At 70.7% G+C, this 25,092-nt stretch carries 21 protein-coding genes; 9 read left to right on the top strand and 12 right to left on the bottom strand.

The genetic code is table 11. From position 1 onward, the window contains the following. Positions 1-74 precede the first annotated feature (74 nt). The 10 genes from murD to KO481_RS21280 all read right to left on the bottom strand — a co-directional run bounded on the left by murD (position 75) and on the right by KO481_RS21280 (position 11,972). Complete coding sequence (gene murD, locus KO481_RS21325; RefSeq protein WP_215919619.1) at positions 75-1,523, bottom strand: UDP-N-acetylmuramoyl-L-alanine--D-glutamate ligase; 1,449 nt, start codon at positions 1,521-1,523, stop codon at positions 75-77. A gap of 49 nt (positions 1,524-1,572) precedes the next feature. Next, positions 1,573-2,649: a phospho-N-acetylmuramoyl-pentapeptide-transferase gene (mraY, locus tag KO481_RS21320; RefSeq protein ID WP_215919089.1), complete on the bottom strand. Its 1,077-nt coding sequence runs from the start codon at positions 2,647-2,649 to the stop codon at positions 1,573-1,575. Continuing rightward, on the bottom strand, positions 2,646-4,121 hold the full coding sequence (locus KO481_RS21315; protein WP_215919088.1) for a UDP-N-acetylmuramoyl-tripeptide--D-alanyl-D-alanine ligase: 1,476 nt from the start codon (positions 4,119-4,121) through the stop codon (positions 2,646-2,648). The genes mraY and KO481_RS21315 overlap by 4 nt, the downstream gene beginning before the upstream one ends. After that, positions 4,118-5,809 carry a UDP-N-acetylmuramoyl-L-alanyl-D-glutamate--2,6-diaminopimelate ligase gene (locus KO481_RS21310; protein WP_308166721.1) on the bottom strand — a complete coding sequence of 564 codons (1,692 nt, stop codon included), beginning with the start codon at positions 5,807-5,809 and terminating at the stop codon, positions 4,118-4,120. The genes KO481_RS21315 and KO481_RS21310 overlap by 4 nt, the downstream gene beginning before the upstream one ends. Positions 5,810-5,983: 174 nt before the next feature. Further along, positions 5,984-7,744 (bottom strand): peptidoglycan D,D-transpeptidase FtsI family protein, encoded by a 1,761-nt coding sequence (locus tag KO481_RS21305; RefSeq protein WP_215919617.1) that lies wholly within the window; start codon positions 7,742-7,744, stop codon positions 5,984-5,986. Positions 7,745-7,890: 146 nt separating this feature from the next. Then, positions 7,891-8,919, bottom strand: coding sequence for a cell division protein FtsL (gene ftsL, locus KO481_RS21300; protein WP_215919086.1), 1,029 nt, complete (start codon positions 8,917-8,919; stop codon positions 7,891-7,893). Positions 8,920-8,959: 40 nt separating this feature from the next. Then, entirely contained in the window at positions 8,960-9,931 is a 972-nt protein-coding gene (gene rsmH, locus KO481_RS21295) for a 16S rRNA (cytosine(1402)-N(4))-methyltransferase RsmH (RefSeq protein ID WP_215919084.1), read from the bottom strand. Positions 9,932-10,118: 187 nt separating this feature from the next. Next, on the bottom strand, positions 10,119-10,550 hold the full coding sequence (gene mraZ, locus KO481_RS21290) for a division/cell wall cluster transcriptional repressor MraZ (RefSeq protein WP_215919082.1): 432 nt from the start codon (positions 10,548-10,550) through the stop codon (positions 10,119-10,121). A 439-nt stretch (positions 10,551-10,989) separates the two neighbouring features. After that, entirely contained in the window at positions 10,990-11,409 is a 420-nt protein-coding gene (locus tag KO481_RS21285) for an SCO2097 family morphological protein (protein ID WP_215919080.1), read from the bottom strand. Positions 11,410-11,531: 122 nt separating this feature from the next. Further along, a complete protein-coding gene (locus KO481_RS21280) occupies positions 11,532-11,972 on the bottom strand; it encodes an SAV_6107 family HEPN domain-containing protein (RefSeq protein WP_245401279.1) in 441 nt (146 codons plus the stop codon). A 239-nt stretch (positions 11,973-12,211) separates the two neighbouring features. Here KO481_RS21280 and KO481_RS21275 point away from each other — a divergent pair, with 239 nt between their 5' ends. From KO481_RS21275 to KO481_RS21255, 5 genes are all read left to right on the top strand, one after another. Continuing rightward, positions 12,212-12,862, top strand: a complete 651-nt coding sequence (locus tag KO481_RS21275; protein WP_215919078.1) for a GNAT family N-acetyltransferase — start codon at positions 12,212-12,214, stop codon at positions 12,860-12,862. Further along, the gene (locus KO481_RS21270; RefSeq protein ID WP_215919076.1) at positions 12,859-14,457 is read left to right on the top strand and encodes a phytoene desaturase family protein; all 1,599 of its coding nucleotides are present in this window, start codon (positions 12,859-12,861) and stop codon (positions 14,455-14,457) included. The genes KO481_RS21275 and KO481_RS21270 overlap by 4 nt, the downstream gene beginning before the upstream one ends. Then, positions 14,454-15,230: a carotenoid biosynthesis protein gene (locus tag KO481_RS21265; protein WP_215919074.1), complete on the top strand. Its 777-nt coding sequence runs from the start codon at positions 14,454-14,456 to the stop codon at positions 15,228-15,230. The genes KO481_RS21270 and KO481_RS21265 overlap by 4 nt, the downstream gene beginning before the upstream one ends. Before the next feature lie 148 nt (positions 15,231-15,378). Next, positions 15,379-16,071, top strand: a complete 693-nt coding sequence (locus KO481_RS21260) for an LppM family (lipo)protein (RefSeq protein ID WP_215919072.1) — start codon at positions 15,379-15,381, stop codon at positions 16,069-16,071. A gap of 163 nt (positions 16,072-16,234) precedes the next feature. After that, on the top strand, positions 16,235-17,443 hold the full coding sequence (locus KO481_RS21255) for a glycosyltransferase family 2 protein (RefSeq protein ID WP_215919070.1): 1,209 nt from the start codon (positions 16,235-16,237) through the stop codon (positions 17,441-17,443). Here the strand turns inward: KO481_RS21255 and KO481_RS21250 are convergent. Next, positions 17,427-18,191 (bottom strand): hypothetical protein, encoded by a 765-nt coding sequence (locus tag KO481_RS21250; protein ID WP_215919069.1) that lies wholly within the window; start codon positions 18,189-18,191, stop codon positions 17,427-17,429. The two genes, KO481_RS21255 and KO481_RS21250, sit on opposite strands and share 17 nt — an antisense overlap. 164 nt (positions 18,192-18,355) lie before the next feature. Continuing rightward, on the bottom strand, positions 18,356-19,375 hold the full coding sequence (locus tag KO481_RS21245) for a methylenetetrahydrofolate reductase (protein ID WP_215919068.1): 1,020 nt from the start codon (positions 19,373-19,375) through the stop codon (positions 18,356-18,358). A gap of 259 nt (positions 19,376-19,634) precedes the next feature. Here KO481_RS21245 and KO481_RS21240 point away from each other — a divergent pair, with 259 nt between their 5' ends. The 4 genes from KO481_RS21240 (at position 19,635) to KO481_RS21225 (ending at position 25,075) form a co-directional block, all read left to right on the top strand. Next, positions 19,635-20,801 carry a polyprenyl synthetase family protein gene (locus tag KO481_RS21240; RefSeq protein ID WP_215919067.1) on the top strand — a complete coding sequence of 389 codons (1,167 nt, stop codon included), beginning with the start codon at positions 19,635-19,637 and terminating at the stop codon, positions 20,799-20,801. Positions 20,802-20,822: 21 nt separating this feature from the next. Continuing rightward, the gene (gene crtI / locus KO481_RS21235; protein ID WP_215919615.1) at positions 20,823-22,349 is read left to right on the top strand and encodes a phytoene desaturase family protein; all 1,527 of its coding nucleotides are present in this window, start codon (positions 20,823-20,825) and stop codon (positions 22,347-22,349) included. 129 nt (positions 22,350-22,478) lie between these two features. Beyond that, on the top strand, positions 22,479-24,104 hold the full coding sequence (locus tag KO481_RS21230) for an alpha-(1->6)-mannopyranosyltransferase A (RefSeq protein WP_215919066.1): 1,626 nt from the start codon (positions 22,479-22,481) through the stop codon (positions 24,102-24,104). Then, the gene (locus tag KO481_RS21225; RefSeq protein WP_215919065.1) at positions 24,101-25,075 is read left to right on the top strand and encodes a phytoene/squalene synthase family protein; all 975 of its coding nucleotides are present in this window, start codon (positions 24,101-24,103) and stop codon (positions 25,073-25,075) included. Before KO481_RS21230 ends, KO481_RS21225 begins: the two co-directional genes overlap by 4 nt. The last annotated feature ends 17 nt before the right edge of the window (positions 25,076-25,092 follow it).

Genomic DNA, 25,092 nt, shown 5'->3' with positions numbered 1-25,092 from the left:
CGCTCGGCGCCATCGTGCCGGAGGGTCGCTGTGTCATCGGTTCGCTCGCAAGCTCGCTCACGCCGCCGCCTCACTCACTCCGGGCTCCCGATGTCTCCTTCGTCGAGCGCCTGCACCGCCGCGACGAAACTTCGTCCCCGGTGGGTGTAGTCGGCGAACATGTCCAGTGACGCCGCGGCCGGCGCCAGCAGCACCGTGTCACCACGATTCGCATAGCCGGCAGCGATCCGCACCGCGCGCGCCATCACCGCATCCGCACCGTCGAATTCGGAGGTGAGTTCCGCACTCATCCCTGCATCGTCACCCGAACCGAGCTCGACGACCGGGACATCGGGCGCGTGTCGCGCCAATGCCTCGGCGATGACCGGGGCATCCTTGCCGAACAGCACCGCCGCTACGAGCCGTTCGGCCGTCTCCTCGACCAGATCCTCGACATGCGCGCCCTTGAGCAGGCCGCCCGCGAGCCACACCACCCGCTCGTGCGCCAGGATCGACGAGCGCGCCGCATGCGGGTTGGTGGCCTTGGAATCGTCGACGAACTCCACGCCCGCCAGCTCCCGCACCGACGCCGCGCGATGCGGGCCCACCTTGTGCTCCTGCAGGCCCTCCTTGACGAATTGCGGTGCCACGTCGATGGATCGGGTCAGCGCCGCGGCAGCGAGCGCGTCGGCGACCCCGGCCGGTCCGGGCGGGCTGATGTCGCGCACCTCGGCCAGGATGGCGGCCTTGGTGAACGCGCGGTCGAGCAGCTTGCCGTCCACCACGCCCAGCTCCCCGTCGGCGGGCACGCCCACCCGGAACCCGACCGTGCGCCGCGCGCGCGACTTGCGGGCCAGTGCCGCGGCAACCGGATCGTCCAGGCCCACGACACCGACCCGGCCCATCAGCGCCCGCGCCTTCGCCGCGGCGTACGCATCCAGTCCGCCGTGCCAATCCAGGTGATCCTCGGCCACATTCAGCACCACGCCGGCCTCCGGCCGCACCGAGGGCGCCCAATGCAGCTGGAACGAGGACAATTCCACCGCCAGCACCTGCGGGCCCGGCGTGCGCCGCAGCGCATCCAGGATGGGCAGCCCGATATTGCCGCAGGCGACGCTGGGGATACCTGCCGCGCGCAGGATCGCGTGCGTCATCTGGGTGGTCGTGGTCTTGCCGTTGGTGCCGGTCACCACCAGCCACTTGCGCACCGGGCCGTACAGCCGCGCCTGATCGACCCACCAGGCGAACTCGACATCGCCCCAGACCGGTACGCCCTCGGCGACCGCGGTGGCGAGCACCGGCGAATCGGGCCGCCAGCCCGGGCTCGTGATCACCAGCGCGAAGCGGTCCAGCCCGCCGGGCTCGAGCAGGCTCTCGGTGGCCGCGGTGGCCAGCCCCAGTTCGGCGGCCTCGGTCATCGCGGCGGTCCCGGCGTCGGTGACGACCGGGCGCGCGCCGATATCGCGCAGCGGATCGATCAGCGAGCGCCCGGAGACGCCCCAACCCGCAACGAGAACGTCGCGGCCACGCAGGAATTCGAGCATGGGCCCCGGTGAACGCAGGGCCCGCGGAGTGTGTTCGACCATTGCTGCTTTACCCGACCTGAGAGAGGTATTCGCTGTAGAACAAGCCCAGTCCGATTGCCGACGCGATGGCTGCCAGTAACCAGAACCGAATAATGACGGTAGTCTCCGCCCATTTACTGAGTTCGAAGTGGTGGTGGAACGGCGCCATCTTGAACAGTCGGTTGCGCGTGGTGCGGTATACCGCCACCTGCAGCACGACCGAGGTGGTCTCGGCGACGAACAGCGCACCGATCACGATCATCAGCAGTTCGGTCCGGGTGGTGATGGACAGCCCGGCGATCAGGCCGCCCAGGGCCAGGGAGCCGGTGTCGCCCATGAAGATCTTCGCGGGAGCCGCGTTCCACCACAGGAATCCGACGCAGGCGGCGGCACCGGCCGCGCATACCAGCGCCAGGTCCAGCGGATCGCGGACGTTGTAGCAGCCCGCCTCGGCGTGCACCGAGCAGGCGTTGCGGTACTGCCAGAAGGTGATGATCACGTAGGCGCCCAGCACCAGGCTCATCGAGCCCGCGGCCAGGCCGTCCAGGCCGTCGGTGAGGTTCACCGCGTTGGACCAGGCGACCACGACCAGGCAGACGAAGGCCAGGAAGATGATCACGCCCATCGACACCGTCGTGATGTCGCGGACATAGGACAGGTGCCGGCTGGCCGGGGTCTGCTTGTTCGCCCCTGGCCACTGCAGCGCCAGCACGCCGAAAATCACTGCCGCCGAAAGCTGCCCGATGTACTTGCCCGCCGCGGTCAGGCCCAGGTTGCGGCCCTTGCGCAGCTTGATGAAGTCGTCGATGAACCCGACCGCACCCAGCGCCGTAGTCAGGGACAACACCAGCAGGCCCGACACCGAGGGACCGTCGGCGTGATAGCCGATTCCGATCAGATGCGAACCCCAGTACCCGGCCCACAGTCCGGCCAGGATTGCCACGCCGCCCATGGTCGGGGTGCCGCGCTTGGCCTGGTGACTGGCCGGCCCGTCGACCCGGATCTCCTGGCCGAAACCGCGCTTGGCGAATATCCGGATCAGCAGCGGCGTCAACAGGATCGACACCGCCAGCGCGATCGCGGCCGCGAACAGAATCTGTCTCATTGGCGCTCCTCCATCAATTTCCGCGCCACCGCCCACAATCCGACGGAATTCGAGGCCTTCACCAGCACCACGTCATCGGGCGCGAGCTCGGCCTCGAGCACCCCGAGCGCGGCATCGATATCGGGGACGAGGATCGATTCCTCGCCCCAGGAGCCCTCCATGACCGCGCCCTGATGCAGCGCGTGTGACGGACGTCCGGTGCCGACGACGATCAGCCGATCCACATCCAGGCGCACCGCGAGGCGGCCGATGCGATCGTGTTCGATCACCGAATCCTCGCCCAGCTCGGCCATTTCGCCGAGCACCGCCCAGCTGCGCCGCGACTGTGGTTTGGCCATCGTCACCAGTGCCTTGAGCGCCGCGCGGACCGAATCCGGGTTGGCGTTGTAGGAGTCGTTGATGACGGTGACGCCGTCGGCGCGGGTGCGCACGTCCATGCGGTGCTTCGAGGCGGCGGTGGCGCCGGCCAGCGCCGCCGCGACGGTGGCGAGATCGGCCCCGCACTCGAGCGCGACCGCGGCGGCGGACAGGGCGTTGCCGACCTGATGCTCGCCGTGCACCGCCAATTGCACCGGCACCTCGGAACCCTTGGCGCGCAGCGTGAATCGGGCGCGGGCGGCCTCGTCGAGCTGCACGTCGACCGCGCGGATGTCCGCGTTCGCGGCCTGGCCGACGGTCACCACGCGGGCACCGGTGCGGGACGCCATGGCCGCGACGTTCGGATCGTCGGCGTTCAGCACCGCCAACCCGTCCGGCGAAAGTGCCTCCACCAGTTCGCCCTTGGCCTGCGCGATGGCCTCGCGACCACCGAACTCGCCCAGGTGCGCGGTGCCGACGTTCAGCACCACACCGATCGCGGGCGGGGCGATCTCGGTGAGCGCCTTGATATGTCCCGGGCCGCGCGCGGACAACTCCAGCACCAGGAAGCGGGTGCCGGAGTCCGCACGCAGTGCGGTCCACGGGAATCCGAGCTCGTTGTTGAACGACTCCGGCGGCGCCACCACCGAACCGAGCGGCGAAAGCACCTGGGCCAGCAGATCTTTGGTCGAGGTCTTCCCCGAGGAACCGGTGACACCGACGACGGTCAGCTCGCCGCTCGTGCTCAGCCGCCGCACGCTCGCGTTCGCCAGCTTCGCCAGTGCGCCGAGCACCGCGGCCGCCGACCCGTCGGTGTCGTGCGTCAGCAGGTAGGCACCGGCGGCGGGCTGGTGCGCCGTCGCGGGGGGAACCACGACGGCGGGAACCCCGACCGGGCGCGCCGCGAGCACGGCGACGGCGCCCGCGGCCACCGCGGCCGCGGCGAAGTCGTGCCCGTCGGCGTGCGCTCCGGGCAGCGCCAGGAACAGATCGCCGGAATGGATTCGGCGCGAGTCGAATTCGACCGCGCCGGTCACCTGCACCGCGGGGTCGGGGACGTCGTGCAGCGTGCCGCCGACGATCTCCGCGATCTCCCGCAGGGTTATCTCGATCATGAAACCGTCAGATCTGTGTTATCGGGCGCCGACCTCTGGCCTGACGCGGTCGACGCGGCTGTTTTTCGGGAGAGGGCCTCCGCCAGCACCTCGCGGTCGTCGAACGGATACTTCACACCCGAAATCTCCTGCCCTGTCTCATGCCCCTTCCCCGCGACCAGTACCACGTCGCCGGTCCGGGCCCACTCCACGGCCGCCGCGATGGCGGCGGCGCGCTCGCCGATCTCGACGACCTCGCCGCGCTCGCCCTCGGCGATCCCCTGCGCCCCGGCGGCGATCGCCGCCCGGATCTCCGCGGGGTCCTCGCTGCGCGGATTGTCGTCGGTGATGATCAGCAACTCGGCACCGCGCGCGGCGGTCGCGCCCATCAGCGGGCGCTTGCCCGCGTCGCGGTCCCCGCCCGCGCCGACGACCACGGCCAGCCTGCCCGCAGAGCCCCGCAGGGTTTCCCGCAACGTCGCGATGACCGATTCCACCGCGGCCGGTTTGTGCGCGTAGTCCACCACCGCGAGGAAATCCTGCCCCCGGTCGACCCGCTGCATCCGGCCCGGCACGTCCACCTCGGCCAGCGCCGCGGCCGCGACGCCCGCGTCTACCCCGGCCGCCGCGCACACCGCGATCGCCAGCAGCGCGTTGGCGATGTTGTAGCCGCCCGGAAGACGCAGCCGCACACCGAGTTTGAGCGCTGTGTCGTTGCATTCCCCCGCCCCACCGGCCCGGTCGTCCGGCCCGATCGCGGTGAACTGCTGCCCGCCGCCGTCGAGAGTCGTCGCGGCCACCGCGGTCCAGTCGGGCTCCGCGCCCTCGCCGGCGGCGCCGAGATCGGTCGCCACCGTCACCACGGGGGTACGGCCGCCGACCTCGCGTGCCAGCCGGCGACCCCACGCGTCGTCGACGCAGATCACACAGGAGTCCGCGGCAACCGAGGAGACCGCCGCGGGATCCGGTACGAACAGCCTGCGCTTGGCGGCGTAGTAGTCCTCGAAGTCGGCGTGGAAGTCCAGGTGGTCCTGCGAGAGGTTGGTGAACGCACCCACGGCGAACCGCACCCCGTCCACGCGCCCCAGCGCCAGTGCGTGACTGGACACCTCCATCACCACCGCCTGCACGCCCTGCTCGGCCATCAGCGCGAACATCGCGTGCAGCTGCGGGGCCTCGGGCGTGGTCAGCGCGCTGGGCACCCGCTGCCCGCCGATGCGGGTCTCGATCGTGCCGATCAGTGCCGTTCGCAGCCCGGCCGCCGCCAGGCCCGCCTCGACGAGATAGGAGGTGGTGGTCTTGCCGGACGTGCCGGTGATACCGAGCACCCGCAGCCGCCGCGAGGGATTGCCGTAGATCGCGGCGGACAGCTCGCCGAGCACCGCGCGCGGATTCTCGTGCACGAGCACGGGAACGTCCACCGCGCCGATCAACTCGGCGCCCGCGGCGTCGGTCAGCACCGCGACCGCACCGCGTTCGATGGCGTCACCGGCGAAACGGGCCCCGTGCGCGCGCTCCCCGGCGAGCCCCGCGAACAGATCGCCCGGGCGCACCGCCTGCGATCGTTGTTCGATTCCGGTGATGACGACCTCGTCGAGCGCCCCGGCCGGACCCTGCGGGCGGGCGCCCGTGAGCTCGACGACCGTGCGCAGCGCCGTCGACGGCGGCGCCGCCGGACGCAGCACCTGCGGGCTGGGCTGCACGGGCACAAAGCTCCTCTCGGTCACACTGCGGTTCCGCTCGGCAAATCGTCCGCGGACGGATTCGGATCGACGAGTCAGGGTACCGACGCCGTGTCACGGCCGGGCAACGCGGCTGGGTATTGCGCCGGAACACAGGCATGATATTGGCTCGCCCGGTACGGCCGATCACCCACCCGCCATTCACATCGCCTGGAGGACAAGCTCTTTCGCCGGCGGCGAGGGCGGCACCCGGTCACGCTGCAGCGCCCAGGAGGCGATGTTGTGGAACAGCGGGGCCGCGGACTGCCCGCCGCTGCCGTCCGAGCTGCGGATCGGAGCGTCCAGCATGATGCCGATAACGTAGCGCGGGTTGTCCGCCGGCGCCATTCCGGCGAACGTGATCCAGTAGCGGCTGTCGGAATAGCATTTGCACGCCTGGTCGATCTGCTGTGCCGTACCGGTCTTCCCTGCGATCTGATAGCCCGCGACGGCCGCCGGGGTACCGGTGCCGCTCTGATAGCCGCCCGTCGGGTCCTTCTGCACGATGGCCTGGAACATCTGCCGCAGCGTCTGGGAGGTCTTCACGCTCACCACCCGTACGCCGTCGGGCTGCTTCTCCTCGGTGCGGGCGCCGTCCGGGGCGATCTTGGCCTTGATGATCCGCGGCGGGATCCGCACGCCGTCGTTCGCGATGGCCTGATACATCCCGGTCATCTGCAGCAGGGTCATCGAGAGACCCTGTCCGATGGGCAGGTTCGCGAAGGTCGAACCGGACCACTGATCGCGCGGCGGCACGCGGCCCGCGCTCTCACCGGGCAGCCCGATACCGGTCCGCTGGCCCAGGCCGAATCGCTTCAGCATGTCGGCGTAGCGGTCCTCGCCGATGCGCTGCGCCAGCATCAGGGTGCCGACGTTCGAGGACTTGCCGAAGATTCCGGTCGTCGTATAGGGCACCACGCCGTGCTCCCAGGCGTCGTGCACGGTCACGCCGCCCATCTCGATGCTGCCCGGCACCTGATGCACCTCATCCGGTGTGGTCAGGCCGTATTCGATGGCCGCGGAGGCATCGACGATCTTGTTCACCGAGCCCGGTTCGAACGCGTCGGTGACCGTGGGGTTGCCCAGGCTCTCCGGCGTCCAGTACTGCGGTGACTGCGAGGGATTGAAGGTGTTGTCGTTGGCTATCGCCAGCACCTGGGCGGTGTGGGCGTCCAGCACCACCGCCGAGGCGTCCTGAGCGCCGGACATCTCCTTGGCCTGCTGGACCTGCTGTTGCACGTAGTACTGCAGATCCGAATCCAGGGTCAGCTCCACGCCGTTGCCGTTCACCGCGGGCTGGCGGTTGCGTTCGCTGCCCGGAATCATCGCGCCGTCGGAGCCGCGGTCGTAGGTGTGCGAGCCGTCGGTGCCGGCGAGGGTCGAATCCAGCGCGGATTCCAGCCCCACCTGTCCGTGCCCGTCCCAGCCCGTGGCGCCGATGACGTTGGCCGCCAGCGATCCGCCCGGATAGACGGGGGTGTCCTGGCGATCCATGCCGACCTCGGGGAATTCGTCGTTGATCTCCGAGGCGATCCGCGCGTCGACGTTGCGCACGAGATAGACGAACGAATCGTTGCCGTGCAGCTTGGTCAGCAGATCTTCCTCCGACGGCGCATCCTTGCCCACCTTCTCGTGGATAGCGGTGGCGATCGCCTGCAGCCGTTTGTCCGGGTCGGGCGCCTGCGCGCTCTTGGCGTGCGCGTCGGCCAGTTCCTTGCGCACCACGACCGGCTGGAAGGTCAGCGATTTGGTGGTGATGGTGAACGCCAGCGCGCGGCCGTTGCGGTCGGTGATCGAGCCGCGCTGCGCGTAGTCGACCACCTGCACGATGCGCTGGCTGGCCGCCTCCGCCGACAGCTTCGGCGCGGATACCGTTTGGATCCACAGCAATTGCAGTGCCACGACCAACAGGGCCGACAGCATCACCACCCGGCCGGTGCCGAACCGGAGCCGGGTGGAGGTGTCCGGGCGCAGGCCGACCCGTGGTCTGGCGGCCGGGCGCGAACGCGGGGCCCGCGCGGATTTCCGCCTCGGCGCCGGCGTGCGGCCACGACCACGACCCGCCGGGCTCACCGGGCTCCCCCGGCCGGGGCCGCGGGTTCGGGCCTCGGAGCCGGGGTTTGGATCTGGGCGAGCGGGGCCTCCGCGACCGGATTCGCCACGGGCGCAGGCCGATTTACGGGCGCGGCTGCGACGGGCGGCGCCTGCGGAGCCGGGGCAGGTGCGGACGGCGTCGGGAGCGCGGGCGCCGAATTGGGTACCGGCGCGGGCCGATCCACCGGAGCGGCCGGAGCGGGCGCGGATGCGGCGGGGGCAGGTGCCGGGCTCTGCGGCGCGGCCGCAGGAGCCGGAGCCGCCGGGGCGGGAGCCGCGGGGGTCTGTGCCGGAGCGGTGACGGCGCCGTGCGCCTCGACGTCCTGCGCGGCCGGCGGTTGCGCGGGAGCCGGGGTGCCTGGGGCGGCCGGGTTCTGGTTCTGCCCGGGCGTGACCGGGACGAGCCGTTCGCCTTGCGCCTGAACCATATTCGGCGGCGCAGCCGTCGGTGCGGCCGGCGAGGTGTTCAGCGGCGGGGCGGGCGGACCCGACTGGGCCGTCTCCTTGCCGATCACGGTCACGGTGCCATCGGGGGCGATCACCAGCCGCGCGGGATCCTTGGCCGGGATCATGCCGAGTTCCCGTGCCCTGCTGGCCAGTTCGGGGGCCGAATCCGCGGCCGCCACCTGCCGCTGCAGTTCGGCCTGCTCGTCGGTCAGCTGCTGATTGATCTTGCGAGCGCCGCCGAGGTGATAGCTGTCCTCGGCGGATCGGGTGGTCAGCAGCAGGGTGCACATCAGCCCGCAGCCGAGCAGGGCGATGATGGCGGCCACGAACGGAATCCGGCCCGACATCGCGGCCCGGCCGGGCAGCGGCGGCAGGCTCACGCCGCCCTCGAGCCGATTGCGGCGGCGGGCGTAGGCCCGTTTGGCGGCCCCGGTCTTCGTGTTGTCGGTCTCGTGCGACGACCGCGACGCCGCGCGCCGCTGTGTGGTCCCGGTGTCGTATCGCTCCGTCGTTCGCACGGCGCGTCGTGGTGCGTCCACCCGTGTACGCACACTCATAATCGAGCCTCCCCTACCGTTTTCGCGTCGCCTGCTGAATTCACGGCGTCGCCTGAATTCGTTCCGCCGCCCGCATCCGTACCGGAGCCGCGCGCGGGTTGTCCTCGATCTCCGCCGCCGACGCCTTCTCCGCCCCCCGGGTCAGCACCCGGAATTCCGGCCCCATGCCCGGCAGTTCGACCGGCAGATCCATCGGTGTGCGCGATGCCGACCGCGCGGCGAACACGTGCTTGACCACCTTGTCCTCCAGCGACTGATAGGACATGACGACGATGCGCCCGCCGATCTCCAGCGCGTCCAGGGCCGCGGGCAGGGCGGCCTCGAGAGATTCGAGCTCCCGGTTGACCTCGATGCGCAGCGCCTGGAAGGTGCGCTTGGCCGGATGCCCGCCGGTGCGCCGGGTGGCGGCCGGGATGGCGGCGTACAGCACCTCGACCAGCTGGGCGCTGGTGGTGAAGGGTTGGCGCGCACGGCGTTTGACGATCTCGCTGGCGATGCGGCCCGCGAACCGTTCCTCGCCATAGGTTTTCAGCACCCGGGCCAGCTCGCCGTGACTATAGGTGTTGAGCACGTCGGCGGCGGTCGGGCCGGTGGTCGGATCCATCCGCATGTCCAGCGGCGCGTCCACCGAGTAGGCGAAGCCGCGGTCGGCCTCGTCGAGCTGCATCGAGGAGACACCCAGATCCATCAGGATGGCGCGCACCGAATCGGTCGCCGCCAGCCCGGCCTCGGTCAGCGCATCGGCGATGCCGTCATAGGTGGTGTGCACCAGGGTGATTCGGTCCGCGTACGGCTCCAGGCGCTCGCCGGCCAGGCGCAGCGCGTTGGTATCGCGATCCAGCCCGATGAGACGAATCTCCGGATAGGTGCGCAGGAAATGTTCCGAGTGCCCGCCCAGGCCGAGCGTGGCATCAATCAGAACGCCGCCGGATTCCAGTGCGGGACCGAGGATTTCATCGGCTCGATGCAGCAGGACGGGAACATGCCGGGGGGTGTGGTCTGCATGATCCACCTCGACCTCCCGATCCTGCTCACGTCTCCTACGCCGCACCTGGCGACGATCTATGCGGATTGGACTCACTAAGTCGGTGGGCGAATGCCCCGGGGTCTCTGACCGAAGCACGGCACCTGGCGTTGGGGAAGTACGTCAGGGTCCATGCCCGGGCAGAGGCCGCAGGGCACTCGCCTCGCTCGCGGGGCTAGAAGATTCCGCCCAGCGACTCGTCTCTGGCCAGCGAGTAATCCTCCTCGTTCTCGGCGAGGTAGGACTCCCACGCCTGCTTGTCCCATATTTCGAGGAAGTCGACCGAGCCGATCACCACGCAGTCCTTGGACAGGTTGGCGTAACGGCGATGTTCGGCCGACAACGTGATGCGACCCTGGGTATCCGGACGCTGCTCGTCCGTGGAGGCGGCCAGGGCTCGGACGAAGGCTCGTGCCTGCGGATTGTTCCGGGACGCCGCGGCGGCTCGCCGCGCGAGCGCGGTGAACTCCTCCTTCGGATATACGGCAAGGCTGTGATCTTGACCCTTCGTGACCATCAACCCTCCCGCCAGTTCGTCCCGAAATTTCGCAGGCAACGTCAGTCGCCCCTTGTCGTCCAGCCGAGGCGTATAGGTACCGAGAAACAATCCCCGACACCTCCCGTGTGATCACCTCGTCTGGTAGGCCTCCGCTGGTGCGCGCTCCACATTACCCCACTTTCCCCCACTTTCAATCGAAAGCGAGGGTGATCTCGCTCCCCGCGCGCCCGATTTCGCAGGTCATACCAGCTATCACCGGGGTGGGGAGATTTTGCCGAGATCCGCGACACGCGAGCCGGAAGCGACGGGGAACCCGAAAACGATCAGCAAACCCGCAGATCGCACCCGGGCAGGTGGGCCCATAGGGTGCGAGTGGGGGGTCCGGTGGGGAGAGGTGGGGAGATCTGGCGGGAGGGGGTGGGCAGCGCAGGGCGGCACCGAAAATAAAGCGACACGCCGCACAACGTACGGCGTGTCGTGGCACAGCCTCACTCCCGAAAGGAGTGGAACCGAAAACCCGGATCCGTCATACGGATCCGGGCCGGAGTCAATTGTCCTGTTCGAACCGGCGCCTGAACCGGTCCTCCATGCGGGCGGAGAAGCTGCCACCCGCCTTGCGCTGCTTGCCGCGGCCGGTGGCGGTGCCACCCTGCTGCGGATCCTCGCCGCGACGACCGGCGCCCGCCGCGCCCGAGCTACCCAACAGCAGCAGCACGCCGGCACCGAACATCACGATGAATCCGAGCAGGCTGATGATCGGGAACCCACCGGGTTTCACGGGCAGGGCGATACCGGCGATAAGTAGACACAGGCCGAGGACGAACAGGGCGGCCGATTGCAGTCTGCGTCTGCCCGTAGCAGAACGTAGGCGCCCACCTCGGACGGTCGAGGCGAACTTGGGGTCCTCAGCATAGAGCGCGCTCTCGATTTGTTCGAGCATGCGCTGCTCGTGCTCGGAGAGTGGCACGGTACCTCCCCCGGCACTAGGTGGTGGTCGCCTCCGGGTAGACGACAGACAGCCGACCTTGGCGGCTACCTGCCACCAATGATACGAGTTCGATCAGCGCGGTACCACCTACTCGCCGATGTTCACGCCGAGCCGTCGGCGAGCCACCCCGCGATCGGGCGCATCCGCGCCGCCGCGCTGATCGAATCCTCCACGTCGTGCAGGAACGCCCCTACGCGCGAGGCGAACTCGTCGGCCTGGCGCGCATCGATCGGCCGGTCCAGTCCGGCCTCGATCGCCGCGCGTGTCTCGGAGTGGGAGCTGAAGTAGTCCGACCACATCACGAACTCGGGCGCCGCCTGCTGCATCAGCACCCAGGCGTTGCGCGAGCGCGCCCGCGGCGCCCGGTCCGCACCGGTGAGCGCCAGCACCGCGCCGGCACCGCGCAGCGCGGCGAGATAGGCGGTGCGGAACCGCTCGCGTGGATCGGGTTCGGCCGCGGCCTGCAGCAACAGGCTGTCGGCCCGGTCCAGCAAACCGCCCGCCCGCCCCGAATGTCCTGGATGGTCCATCCGACCGGCCATCACGGCACCTCCAAGTTCGACCCCGTACGCGCGGCGCGCACATTACGCTCGATCCGACCAGCCATCGCGGCACCTCCAGGCTCAACCCCGTACGTGCGGGGAGTGCAGCACCCACCACACGAACCGAACAGGTTTTCGAACGCTTCAATCGAGTGTGAATATAGAGACGACCACCGACAACTTTCGCGCTCGTGCTCGCGACGAGCGCGAGGTGAGAACGAGAGCCGCGCCGACCGGATATGACCGCCGTCAGACTTCACCCCACCCCCGCCCCCGTCGTCGTCGACCTCACCGCGCCCGTCCTACGCACCCGATTGCACGACGCGCTGGCCGTCTACGTCGCCGCGATGGACTACCCCCGCGGCACCGAGCACCATCGCGCACCGATGTGGACCGAGCACATCTCCCGGCCCGGCTGGCAGGCCGTGGCCGCCGTGGTTCCCGACGACAACGGGCAGTTCGACCTGCGCAGCGCCCCCATCGTCGGCATCGCCTACGGCTACCACGGCGCCCCGCACCAGTGGTGGCACCAGCAGGTACACAGCGGCATGCGGCGCTCGGGCTGGGCCGAACACGCCGCACGCGAACTGCTCTCGGACTACTTCGAGCTGACCGAGCTGCATGTGCACCCCACCGCCCAGGGCCAGGGCCTGGGCGCGCTGCTGCTGACGCGGCTGCTGCGCCACCGGACCGAGCGGGCCGCGCTGCTGTCCACGCCCGAGGTCGACTACGAGGACAACCGTGCCTGGCGGCTGTATCGGCGGCAGGGATTCACCGACGTGGTAAGGCATTTCGTGTTCTCCGGTGATACGCGGCGCTTCGCGGTGCTCGGGCGGCGGCTGCCGCTGGAGGCGCCCGAGGTGACCGCACCGCAGGAACGCGTGCGGTGACAGTCCTGATCATCGGATCGGGCCACAACGCGCTGGTCGCCGCGTGCTACCTGGCCCGCGCGGGCGAGTCGGTCGAGGTGCTCGAGCGCGACGAGGTGCTGGGCGGCGCGGTCTCCACGGTGGAGCGCTTCCCCGGGCATCTGGTCGACCGCGGATCCTCGGCACACATCATGATCCGGCACACCGGCATCGTCGAGGAGCTCGAGCTGGAGCGGTTCGGGTTGCGCTACATCGATTGCGACCCGTGGGGTTTCGCGCCGGCCCCGCCCGGCACCGAGCTGGCTCCGCTCGTGTTCCACCGCGACCTGGACCGTACCTGCGCCTCGATAGCGACGGCCTGCGGCAACCGGGACGCCGACGCCTACCGGCGCTTCGTGCGGACGTGGGGGCCGCGCACACAGCGGGTGATGCGGGCCTTCTCCGGTCCGCCCGGCCCCGGACGGCTGCTGCGCTCGTTCTGGGGGCTGAACGCGCGGCCCGATCGGGGCGGTGGGGCGGGGGTACGCACGAGCACAGCTGGCAGCGTGCTGTCCCGTGAGTTCCTGCAGTCCGGAGATGCGCTGCTGGACAGCTATTTCGACGACGAACGGCTCAAGGCGGCGCTGGCCTGGTTCGGCGCGCAGTCGGGCCCGCCGATGTCCGAGCCGGGCACCGCGCCGATGGCCGGATTCGCGGCGCTGATGCATACGTTGCCGCCCGGCCGGGCGGTGGGCGGAAGCGGCGCGCTGACAACGGCTCTGGTGGCGCGGCTGCGCGCGGACGGCGGGGTGGTGTCGTCCGGGGACGCGGTCACTGAGCTGCGCCGCGAGGGTGCGGGCTGGCGAGTGCGGACCGCTTCGGGGCGAAACCTGTTCGCACACACCGTCATCTCGGGCACTCATATCCTGACCACCCTGGATCTGCTAGGGCGCGGCGGATTCGACGCCGGCGTGCTCGACGACTGGCGACGGCGCATCCGGGTCGGCCCCGGCATCGGCATGGTGGTGCGCGCGGCCACCAGCGCGCTGCCCCGCTATCCGGGCGCCGCCGAGCACGAATCCGCGCGCGGGCTGCAGCTTCTCGCGACCGACCGAAGGCAGCTGCGCCTGGCGCACGGCGCCGCGCTGGCCGGGGAACTGCCGCCCCGGCCGGTGGTGCTGGCGATGAGCTTCAGCGCACTGGACTCGTCCATCGCGCCGCCCGGGCAGCATCAGCTCACCCTGTGGGCGCAGTGGCACCCTCGCCATCTGGCCGACGGCAGCGACTGGGCCGCACACGCCGAACGCGAGGGCGACCGCATCATCGCCGAACTCGACGCCGCCGCACCGGGTTTCGCGGACACCGTGCTGAACCGTTTCGTGCAGACCCCCGCCGATCTGGAGCGCGAGCTCGGGCTGCTGGGCGGCAATGTGATGCACGTGGAGATGTCGCTGGACCAGATGTTCTTCTGGCGCCCGCTGCCGGAGCTGTCCGGGCAGCGGGTACCCGGCGCGCCCGGGATGTATCTGACCGGCGCCTCGACCCACCCGGGCGGTGGCGTGTCGGGGGCCAGCGGACGCAGCGCGGCCCGGCTGGTGCTGCGGGACCTGAAGCGGCCCCGGCTGCGTCGACGGTGATCCGCAGACTTCCGGCGCTCGCCGCCGCGCTGCTGATCCTGACCCAGATCGCCTATCCCCTGACCTCCGGCGCGAGCCGGAACCGAGTGACCGCCGCGGTCGTCGTCCTTTCCGCGCTCACCGCACTCACCCACGCGGCGGCAACACGCGGACCGCGCTACGCCGCCGGATTCCTGGTGATCGTCTCGGGTCTCGGTCTGGCCGCCGAGATCCTGGGCACCGCAACGGGATTCCCCTTCGGTTGCTACCACTACGCACACGGCGGGCTGGGGCCCGAACTCGCGAGCGTGCCGCTGCTGGTGCCGCTGGCCTGGACCGGCGGGCTCTATCCGGTGTGGGTGGTGGCCGCACGCCTGTATCCCCGTGCCCGCCTGCGGATTCCGATGACGGCGCTGGGCGCGGTCGGCTGGGATCTGTTCCTGGATCCGCAGATGGTCGCCGCGGGCCGGTGGACCTGGTGTTCGGCGTGGCCCGGACTGCCTGGCATCGGCCATATTCCGTACACCAACTATCTCGGCTGGTTCGCCGTCGCACTGCTCATGGCCGCGCTGTTGCAGCTGCTCGACCGCGCCACCGCCCGCCCCGCCGCCGCGTTCGCGGTACCCGCGGCGGTCTATCTGTGGACCTGGCTGGGCTCGGCCCTGGCCCATGCGGTGTTCCTGGGCATGCCCGCCTCGGCCGGGTACGGATTCCTGGGCATGGGCCTGCTGGGATTTCCGCTGCTGCTGAGCCTGATCCGGCCGGCGCGTCCGGCGCGCCCATCGGTCCGATGAGTCGCCCGGCGGCCGCGCGGATCGTGCCTTTGCCTGGGGCCGCGACGGGGCCCGGCCCCGCGCCGCGCCGACACCGAGCCGTCGCGTTCCGATGAGGTCGGCGTGTCATGGCACGATGTGAGCCGTGCAACCGAGTCCGACATCACCGATGCCCGCGATCACGAACACACCGGCCCGCCGCCGTACCTGGTCGGCGGTACTGCTGATCGCCCTGCTCATGCCGCTGCTCGCGGGATGTCTGCGGGTGCAGGTCTCGATGGGTGTGTCGTCGAACGACCGGGTGTCGGGGCGGATCGTCGTCGCGGTCGTGCCCGCCAATGCCAAGGACAAGGGACCTCAGCTCAAGGTTCCCCCCACCCTGACCGCCAAGGTGCGAGTCGAACCCTATGCCCAGGACGGCTACCTGGGCAGCCAGGTCTACTTCGACGATCTCACCTTCGGCGAGGTGGGTGAACTGGGCGGCCTGTCCAGCCAGACCCAGGGGATGTTCAACCTGCAGTTCGTCCGGACCGGCGATCTGGTGACGCTGTCCGGCCGCGCCGACCTGAAATCCGTCCCGCCGCAGGGCTCGGACATCCAGTTCACCGTCGCCTTCCCGGCCCGGGTGGCCACCACCAACGGCACCCGCGGGGGCGATTCGGTGGTGTCGTGGAAGCTGCCCGCCGGGGATGTCAGCACCCTGCACGCCGAGGTCAGCTACGCCGATCCCAATACGCGGTCGTTCGCGGGCTGGGCCGGGATCGTCGGCGGCATCACCCTCGCCGTCGCCGCCCTGGTCGCCGTCGTCGCCTATATGGCCCGCAACCCCGCCCCGCGCTACCTCACCCGCGAGAAGGTCTGACCCGCCCGCGCGGACGGCCTCCCCGGCGGCCGGGTTCCGGAAGCACTGGCACGACGCCGGATTCTGTGCATGAATGTCACCGGATGTGACATACCGGCACGCGATGGTGCACTGTGCGATTCGACCGATGTGAGGAAGGATCGAACGCGAGGATGGACGACGCATGAGAACCACACTGGCGCGGCTCGTTTCCACCGGGACGGCGATCGCGGCGGGCGGGTGCGCGCTGGCCGCGGTGAATCGGCTCGGCGTGCGGCAACTCGGCGTCGTGGGGCCGCCGGTCATCGAACCGGTGACGGTCTGCATCCCGGCGCGCAACGAGGCCGGGCGCTTACCGGGCTTGATCGCGGATCTGCGTCGGCAGCACGGGATTTCGCGGATGCGCGTGCTCGTGCTGGACGACCGGTCCGAGGACGACACCTACGCCGCCGCCCGCACGGCGGCCGCGGACGACGAGCGATTCACCGTGATCGCCGCGGAGGGGGAGCCGGAACCGGGGTGGACCGGCAAAACCGCCGCCTGCGCCCGGCTGGCCGAGATCGCCGGGGCCGGTGCGGATTCCGGCGCCGCCCCGGCCGGGGTGCTGATATTCCTCGACGCCGACGTCCGGATCGGCGCGGGCGCGATCGCCGCCGCGGTCGGCGAATTGCGGCGCACCGGTGCGGGATTGGTGTCCCCATGGCCGCGCCAGCGGGCTGAATCGACCGCCGAGGCGCTGGTGCAACCACTGCTGTGCTGGTCGTGGGCCTCGACCCTGCCGATGCCGCTGGCCGGGCGCAGCCTGCGCCCCTCGACGGCCGTTTCCTGCGGGCAGTTCCTGGTCTTCGACGCGGCGGCGTACCACGCGGTGGGCGGGCATGCCGCCGTCGCCACGCGGATCACCGAGGATCTGGCCCTCGCGCGGGCACTGCGCCGGGCCGGGCAGCGCACCGAGGTGGTCGCCGCGGGACGCATCGCGAACACCCGGATGTACCGGGGCGCAACCGAACTCGACGCCGGCTATACCCGCTGGCTGTGGTCGGCCTACGGATCGGTGACCGGCAGCGTCGCGGTGGGCGCGGTGGCCGCGCTCGCCTACTGGGCGCCCCCGCTGGCCGCCGTGGCCGGTCGCGGCCGCCTGCGCCGCATCGGCCTGGCCGGATATGCCTGCGCCGTCGCGGGACGACTCGCCGCCCGCTCCCTCGAGTCCGGCGGCGGCCTCGAACGGGCGGACCTGCTTGGGGCCCTGGCACATCCGGTCTCCGTCGCCGCCTACCTGCGGCTGTCGTATCGCTCCCACCGCCTGCACCGGGCCGGGAAGCTCACGTGGAAGGGCCGCGTCGTCGCCGAGCGGGCCGAACTGGTCGGCAGCGCGCTCAACGCACCTCGGTGACGCCGACCGTCGGCAGGAAGAAGCAGTCGCGGTTACCGTTGCGGACGGTGCCGAACACGGCCGCCAGGACCGTGCCGGAGCCGGTGTCCACCGGCACCGCGCGCACGCCGCCCAGGGGCAGCGACGCGACCAGGAAATTCTGGATGGCCTCCCGCGCGAGCGGGCGCATCTCCTCGGGCACCTGAGCGGGCACCATCGCCGTGGCGACCTGCGTCAGCGTGCCCATGGGCGCCAGGCCGCCGCGGCCGGTGGCGGCGTTGAACCACAGCACCTGCATGCCGGAGGTGTCTGCGCCGTCGGGCCCGACACCGTAGGGCACGAACGCGAACATGGTCTGTCCCGATTTCACCGCGGACAGATCGACTCCGGGTACCTGCACCGTCGTCTTGGGCCACGGCCCCGGTACCGCACCGGCGATCGCCGGAACCAGGCCCATCGTGGTGCCCTGCCGACAGAACGCCGCCGCCGACGGATACAGGAACGGCTCGATGCCGAAGCGCTGCAGCCCGTCGACCGCGCGCTGGTAGGCGTCCAGCGCATCGCTCTGGGCCGCGTCGGTGCGCCAGCCCGCGGCCAGCGCCGCGAGCGCACCGGCCGCCAGTGCCGAGGGATCCGAACCGGCCGCGACGGGGTCCACCGCGGGGGCAGGTGGTGGCGCGGCCACCACGGTGGAGGCGCCCGCGCAGGTCAGCGCCGCGGAGACGGTCACCGCACCGGCTATCCGAACGAGATTGCGCAACACGACCATCGGGGACGGTAAGCCGGCGGAGCTTGCGGAGCCGGTGGGGTGGGTCAACCTCGGGGATGGTAAGCCGGCGGAGCTTGCGGAGCCGGTGGGGTGGGTGAACACAGGGCTCTCCTCGTCGTCAGGGACGAACGAGAACGCTACGCGCAGCTAGAGCAAATCCACCGTTATTCGCGTGCGACACTCCGCAGCTGAGCCTCGACAGCCGACGGTGCCATGGTGTATCCGAGGTTGGTCAACACCTCGGTGGTGGCCTTGGCGAAGTTCAGCGTGATGAAATGCAGACAGGGCGCACCCTCCGCAATCAGCCGCTGCCCGATCTCCGTGGCGATCTCGATGCCCACCTCGCGCACCGCGTCACGGTTGGCCTCGGGATCGTTGCCCGCGGCCCGCTCCAGGCGTGCCAGCAGCGCGGGCGGAAGGGTCCGGCCCGAGAGCTCCTCCGCGCGCTGCACGGTCCGCAGCGAGGTGATCGGCATGAGCTCGGGAATGATCGGCTTGGCGCCCTGCACCGGGTCGCACGCGATCACTCGGTCCCGCAGCCGCAGATAGTGGTCGACGTCGAAGAACATCTGGGTGATCGAATATTCCGCGCCCGCACGCAGTTTCGCGCACAGGTAGGCGGTGTCGTGGTCCAGGTCCGGCGAGCGGTGGTGCCCCTGCGGGAACGAGGCCACCCCGACGTGGAAATCGCCCAGGTCCCGCACGATGCGCACGAGTTCCTCGGCGTACTCCACGCCGCCGGGGTGTTTGTTCCACTGCCCCAGCGGATCCCCGGGCGGGTCGCCGCGAAGCACGAGCAGATTGCGGATCCCGGCGTCGACGTAGGAACCCACGATGGAGCGCAGCTCGGCCACGCTGTGCCCGACCGCGGTGAGATGCGCCACCGTGAGCAGCGTGGTCTCGGTGGCGAGCTGACCGGTCACCCGCGCGGTCCGGTCGCGGGTGGAGCCGCCCGCCCCGTAGGTCATCGACACGAACGCGGGATGCATGCGCTCGAATTCGCGCGCCGCGCGCCACAGCCGTGCCTCGGCGGCGGCATCGCGCGGCGGATTGAACTCCACCGAGAACGGGATGCTCCCGTCGGGGCGCGGCCCCAGCTGCGCCACAATGGACCGAGTTCCGGAGACCTGCGGCGTCCGGGGTCGGCCAGGGGTCGATCGTCCCCGTACGTTGTCGAAACTCACCGGCCCAGTGTAATGCGGACACCGTACGCATCCGGCCCCGCGCCCCGCAGTACTCGAGCGCGACGCGCCGAATCTGCCGGCCCAGCCGCAGGTGAGAGCCCCGTTTGCCGCCTCGACGCGCCCGGAGACGGCGCCATGCCCCCCGAGGTTCGGCGTGCGGGGCCGAGGGACCAGGCACGGCGACGGCGACACGCCCGCAAGACGCCGCCGACCGACGCAGTATCGTTCCCATCCAGGGACGCCCGCGCGTCCGAACCATATGCGTCAGCGATTTCCAGCGGTGCTGTCGCGGCCATTCACCTGGGAGGTTTCGTTGCCCGCCGGAGCAGATACCTCGACCCGCCCGACCCCCGCGGACACAACCTGGCTGGTCGGCGCCGTCGAGGAGGCGTTGAGACGGTTCTTCGCCACGCGCCGAGAGACCGTCGGCAACATGGGGCCCGTGGTGATCGAGGCGATCGAGGCGCTGCAGAACTTCGTGCTGCGCGGCGGCAAACGCACCCGCCCGGCGTTCGCCTGGACCGGCTGGCTCGGCGCGGGCGGCGATCCGGACGGACCGCACGCCCCGGCCGTGCTGCGCGCCTGCGCCGCCCTGGAGCTGGTGCAGGCGTGTGCCCTGATCCACGACGACATCATCGACTCCTCCCGCACCCGGCGCGGCTTCCCGACCGTGCACGTGGCCTTCGAGGATCAGCATCGCTCCCGCGAATGGGGCGGCGACGCAGGGCATTTCGGCGCCAGCGTCGGCATTCTGATCGGCGATATGGCGCTGGCGTGGGCCGATGACATGGTCGCCGGCGCGCGGCTGGATCCCGCGGCACGCGCCCGCTTCACGCCGGTGTGGGCCGCCATGCGCACCGAGGTGCTCGGCGGGCAGCTGCTGGACATCCACGGCGAGGCCGAAGCGGACGATTCGGTGGAATCGGCGATGCGGATCAACCGGTACAAAACCGCCGCGTACACCATCGAACGGCCGCTGCACCTGGGCGCGTCCCTGGCCGACGCCGATCCGGCGCTGATCACCGCCTACCGCGAATTCGGTACCGATATCGGCCTGGCCTTCCAGCTGCGCGACGACCTGCTCGGCGTCTTCGGCGATCCCGCCGTGACCGGTAAGCCGTCGGGGGACGACCTGCGCGAGGGCAAGCGCACCGTGCTCATCGCGGAGGCGCTGCGCCGCGCCGACGCCGTCGATCCGGCCGCGGCCACACTGATCCGGACCCGGATCGGCACCGACCTGAGCCCGGACGACGTCACCCGGCTCCGCGAGGTGATCACAGGCCTGGGCGCGGTCGACGACGTCGAGCGCCGCATCGCCGACCTCACCGACCGCGGCCTCGCGGCCCTGGCGGCCTGCTCGGCGACGCCCGGCGCGAAGGCACGTCTCGAGGCGATGGCCGTGGCAGCGACCAAGCGCGTCTCGTAAGGTCGCGCGCGGCACATGACGATGAAGACCGTCTCCGGCGCGACCGAACGCGTCGTCGTGGTCGGCGCGGGCCTGGCCGGGCTGTCGGCCGCGCTCTACCTGACCGGCGCCGGACACTCGGTCACCGTGCTCGAACGTGCGGACCATCCCGGCGGGCGAGTCGGGGTGTATCGCGGTCCGGACTACGAGATCGATTCCGGAGCAACGGTTCTCACGCTGCCCGAGCTGATCGGCGAGGCGCTGGCCGCCGTCGGAACCGACGCCGAATCCTGCGGCCTGCGCATTCATCCGCTGACACCCGCCTATCGAGCGCGCTTCGCCGACGGCACGACGATCGCGGTCCACTCGGATCCGGACGAGATGGCGGCCGAGGTCGCCCGCACGTGCGGGCCGGACGAGGTCCCGCGCTACCGGCGGCTGCGCGACTGGCTGGGGCGGATCTACGGCGCGGCCTACGGGCCGTTCATGGACACGAACTTCGACTCCCCGCTGGATATGGTCACCGACCCCGGCAAACGGGCGGCCCTGACCGAACTCGTGCGGCTCGGTGCGTTCGGCCGGCTCGGGCCGCGCGTGCGACGGACCCTGCACGACGAGCGCCTCGCCCGGCTGTTCACCTTCCAGGCGCTGTACGCGGGCATGGCGCCCGCGCAGGCGCTGGGCGTGTACGGTGCGATCCCGAACATGGACACCTGCCTGGGCGTGTACTTCCCCGAGGGGGGCATGCGCGCGGTCACGGCGGCGCTGGCGCGGGCGTTCACCGCGGCCGGCGGGACGCTGGAATTGAACATCGAGGCAACGGGTATCGATTACCGCGACGGTCGCGCGCTCCGGGTGAACACCGCCACGAGAACCTACGAGTGCGACGCCGTCGTCCTCACCGCGGACCTGGGCTCCCTGCACCGGTTCGGGATCGCGCGGCGGCGCCCGCTGCGGGCCTCCCCCTCCGCGGTCGTCGCGCACGGCACTATCCCGGCCGAGATCGCCGCGGGCTGGCCGGTGCAGGCCCACCACACCATCGACTTCGGACGCGCCTGGGATCGCACGTTCACCGAGATCGCCGCCCGGCCCGGCCGGGGACGGCTGATGAGCGACCCCTCGCTGCTGCTGACCCGGCCCGCACTGTCGGATCCGGGTTTGTTCATCGACCGCGGGACCCGCCACGAGCCGCTGTCGCTGCTGGCCCCGTGCCCCAATCTGACTGCGGCGCCGCTGGATTGGCCCCGGCTGGGCCCGCCCTACCTGCGCGAGCTGCTGGCGGTCCTGGAGGGCCGCGGCTATCGCGGCATTGCCGAGCACTTCACCGCCGACCACCTGGACACGCCGCGGACCTGGGCGGATCAGGGCATGATCGCGGGCACGCCCTTCTCCGCGGCGCATCTGTTCCGTCAGACCGGACCGTTCCGGACCCGCAATCTGCCGCGCGCCGCGGGCAACGTGGTGCTGGCCGGATGCGGCACCACCCCGGGCGTCGGCGTGCCGACCGCACTGCTGTCGGGAAAGCTGGCCGCCCAGCGGATCACGGGTTCGCGCGGCCGATCCGCGTGATGTATGCCATCCCGGCAACCAATCGACACGAACCGGCGCGCTAGTGTTCCTTCCGGACTATTAAACTGGCCCGCGACCTATTGACCGCGGTCTCGACCGCACCGGAATTGCTGGGGGGAACGACTACCTATGCCGACCCCCGAACCGTTGACCGCCACCGTGACACCCACGGCAACCACCGAGGCCCCGCAGACCGCGGCCGCGGTGATGCCGCGCACCTCGCGGTGGTGGCTGCGCTTCTCGGCCGATTTCTTCCGTAGCCCCGAGGGCAAGGCCGCGCTGCTCGGCTTCTGGGGTTCGCTGCTGATCACCGTCGGTGGTCTCGGCGCGGGCGCCACCCGCCGCAACGATCCGCTGCTCGAGTCCGCGCACCTCTCGTGGCTGCGCTTCGGGCACGGGTACGCGCTGGCGACGATGGTCGTCTGGCTGGGCGTGCTGGCGATGATCATCGCCTGGGTCCGGTTGGGCCGCATCACGATCGGGCGCGACGCCGCCTACAGCGACGTGACGCTCAACGAGCTGCGCGCGATCGTCGGCATCTGGATCCTGCCGCTGCTGTTCGCGGTCCCGATGTTCAGCCAGGACGTCTACTCCTACCTGGCGCAGGGCGCGCTGCTGCGCGACGGCTTCGACCCCTACAAGGTGGGCCCGGTCGCCAACCCGGGCGTGCTGCTGGACAACGTGAGCCCGGTCTGGACCACCACCACCGCCCCCTACGGCCCCATCTTCCTGCTACTGGGCAAGTGGATCACCACCGTCACCGGCAGCAACGTGGTGGCGGGCACCTGGGTCATGCGCTGGGTGATGCTGCCCGGTCTGGCGCTGATGATGTGGGCGGTCCCGCACCTGACCAAGCATCTCGGCGGCAAGCCGACGGTCGCCCTGTGGCTGGCGGTGCTCAATCCCCTGGTGCTCATCCACCTGATCGGCGGCGCGCACAACGAGATGCTGATGGTCGGGCTCATGGCCGCGGGGATCGCACTGGTCCTGGAGCACCATCACACGTGGGGCTTCGTGGTGCTCGCGGTCGCCGTCGCGATCAAGGCCACCGCCGGTGTCGCGCTGCCCTTCCTGGTGTGGATCTGGATGATTCACGAGCGAGAACGCCGCGCGGCCCTGAACGAGGGGCCGCTGCCGCACCCGATGTGGACCTTCGCCAAGATCGGCGGGCTGGGCATCTCGATATTCGCGGTGGTCTTCGCGGCCGCCTCGGCCGTCGCGGGCGTCGGTATCGGCTGGCTGACCGCGCTGTCCGGATCGAAGAAGATCATCAACTGGCTCTCGCTGCCGACGATCATGGCGCACATGGTCACCTGGTTCACGCCGTGGCAGCTGGAATCGGTGCTGTACTGGACCCGGAGCATCTGTGCCGTCGCACTGGTGGTGGTCCTGCTGTGGACGTGGTGGCGCTTCAAGCTCAGCGAGAAGGATGCGGTGATGGGCATCCTGATCGCGTTCATCGCGATCGTCATCCTGTCCCCCGCCGCGCTGCCCTGGTACTACTCGTGGCCGCTGGCGCTGGCCGCCGGATTCGCGATGTCCACCGGGACGCTGATGGTGCTGGTGGGCCTGTGTACCTGGCTGATGCTGGTCTTCGAGCCCGGTGGAGCCATCGGTATGTACAACTTCTGGCATGTCGCGGCGGCCACCTTCGTCGCGGTGGTGGCGGCGCTGTCGCTGCGCACTGTCGATCCGCTGCGGCTGCGCGGCGACACCGGCCGAGCGACCGCCGACGCCGGCCCGCCTGCGCGATGACCGCCGTCGCCGGCGACGGCGTCCGGGATTCGGCGGATTTCAGCACGACTATCGCCGACGCCACGAGCGGGGAGCTGTCGTCGGCGTATCGGCGGTGCCGGGCGATCGCCGCCGAGCACGGGCGCACCTACTTCCTGGCCACGCGGTTGCTACCGCCCGAGCGGCGCCCGGCCGTGCATGCGCTCTATGCGTTCGCCAGGACCGTCGACGACATCGTCGATCACGGCGCATCCGAGGGCGACTCCGACGCGGCGCACCGCCTGGATCGGATCGAGCGGCGCCTGCGCGAACGACTGGACGGCGGTCCCGCCGATCCGGACGATCCCGTCCTGGCGGCGGTCGCGGACACCATCATCCGATATCGCATTGCGCCGCAGCACTTCTGGGTCTTCCTCGCCGCCATGCGCATGGACGTGCCCGGAACCGCGCTGTTCCGCACCCGGTACCGCACGATGGCAGAACTGCGCGAGTACATGCGCGGCTCGGCGGCCGCGATCGGGTTGCAGCTGCTGCCGGTGCTGGGCACGGTGGTCTCGGTGCCCGAGGCCGAACCGGCCGCGGCCGCCCTCGGCGAGGCGTTCCAGCTGACCAATTTCCTGCGCGACGTCGGCGAGGATCTGGATCGCGGGCGGATCTACCTCCCGACGGCCGAGCTGGCGGCCTTCGGCGTCGAGGAGGAGCTGCTGCGGCACTGCCGCGATTCCGGCCGCGTCGAGCCGCGGCTGCGTCGCGCCCTGGCGCACCTGATCGCCGTCAACCGCGACCTCTATCGCACCGCCGAACCGGGCATCGGCCTGCTACGACCGGGGGTGCGTCCGGCGATCCGGACCGCCGCGGTGCTGTACGCGGGCATCCTGGACGAGGTGGAGCGGCAGGACTACGAGATCTTCGCCCGGCGCGCGGTGGTCCCGCGGCGACGCAGACTCCGCGTCGCGGCAACGGAATTCACGCTGCGCCGCGGCCGCGCGTGACCCCCGCACCCGCGTAG

This window comes from Nocardia albiluteola (genome assembly GCF_018860155.1).
In the GTDB taxonomy this organism is placed as follows: domain Bacteria; phylum Actinomycetota; class Actinomycetes; order Mycobacteriales; family Mycobacteriaceae; genus Nocardia; species Nocardia albiluteola.
Note: the sequence above shows the minus strand (reverse complement) of the source record. Positions and strands in the feature narration are given on the sequence as shown.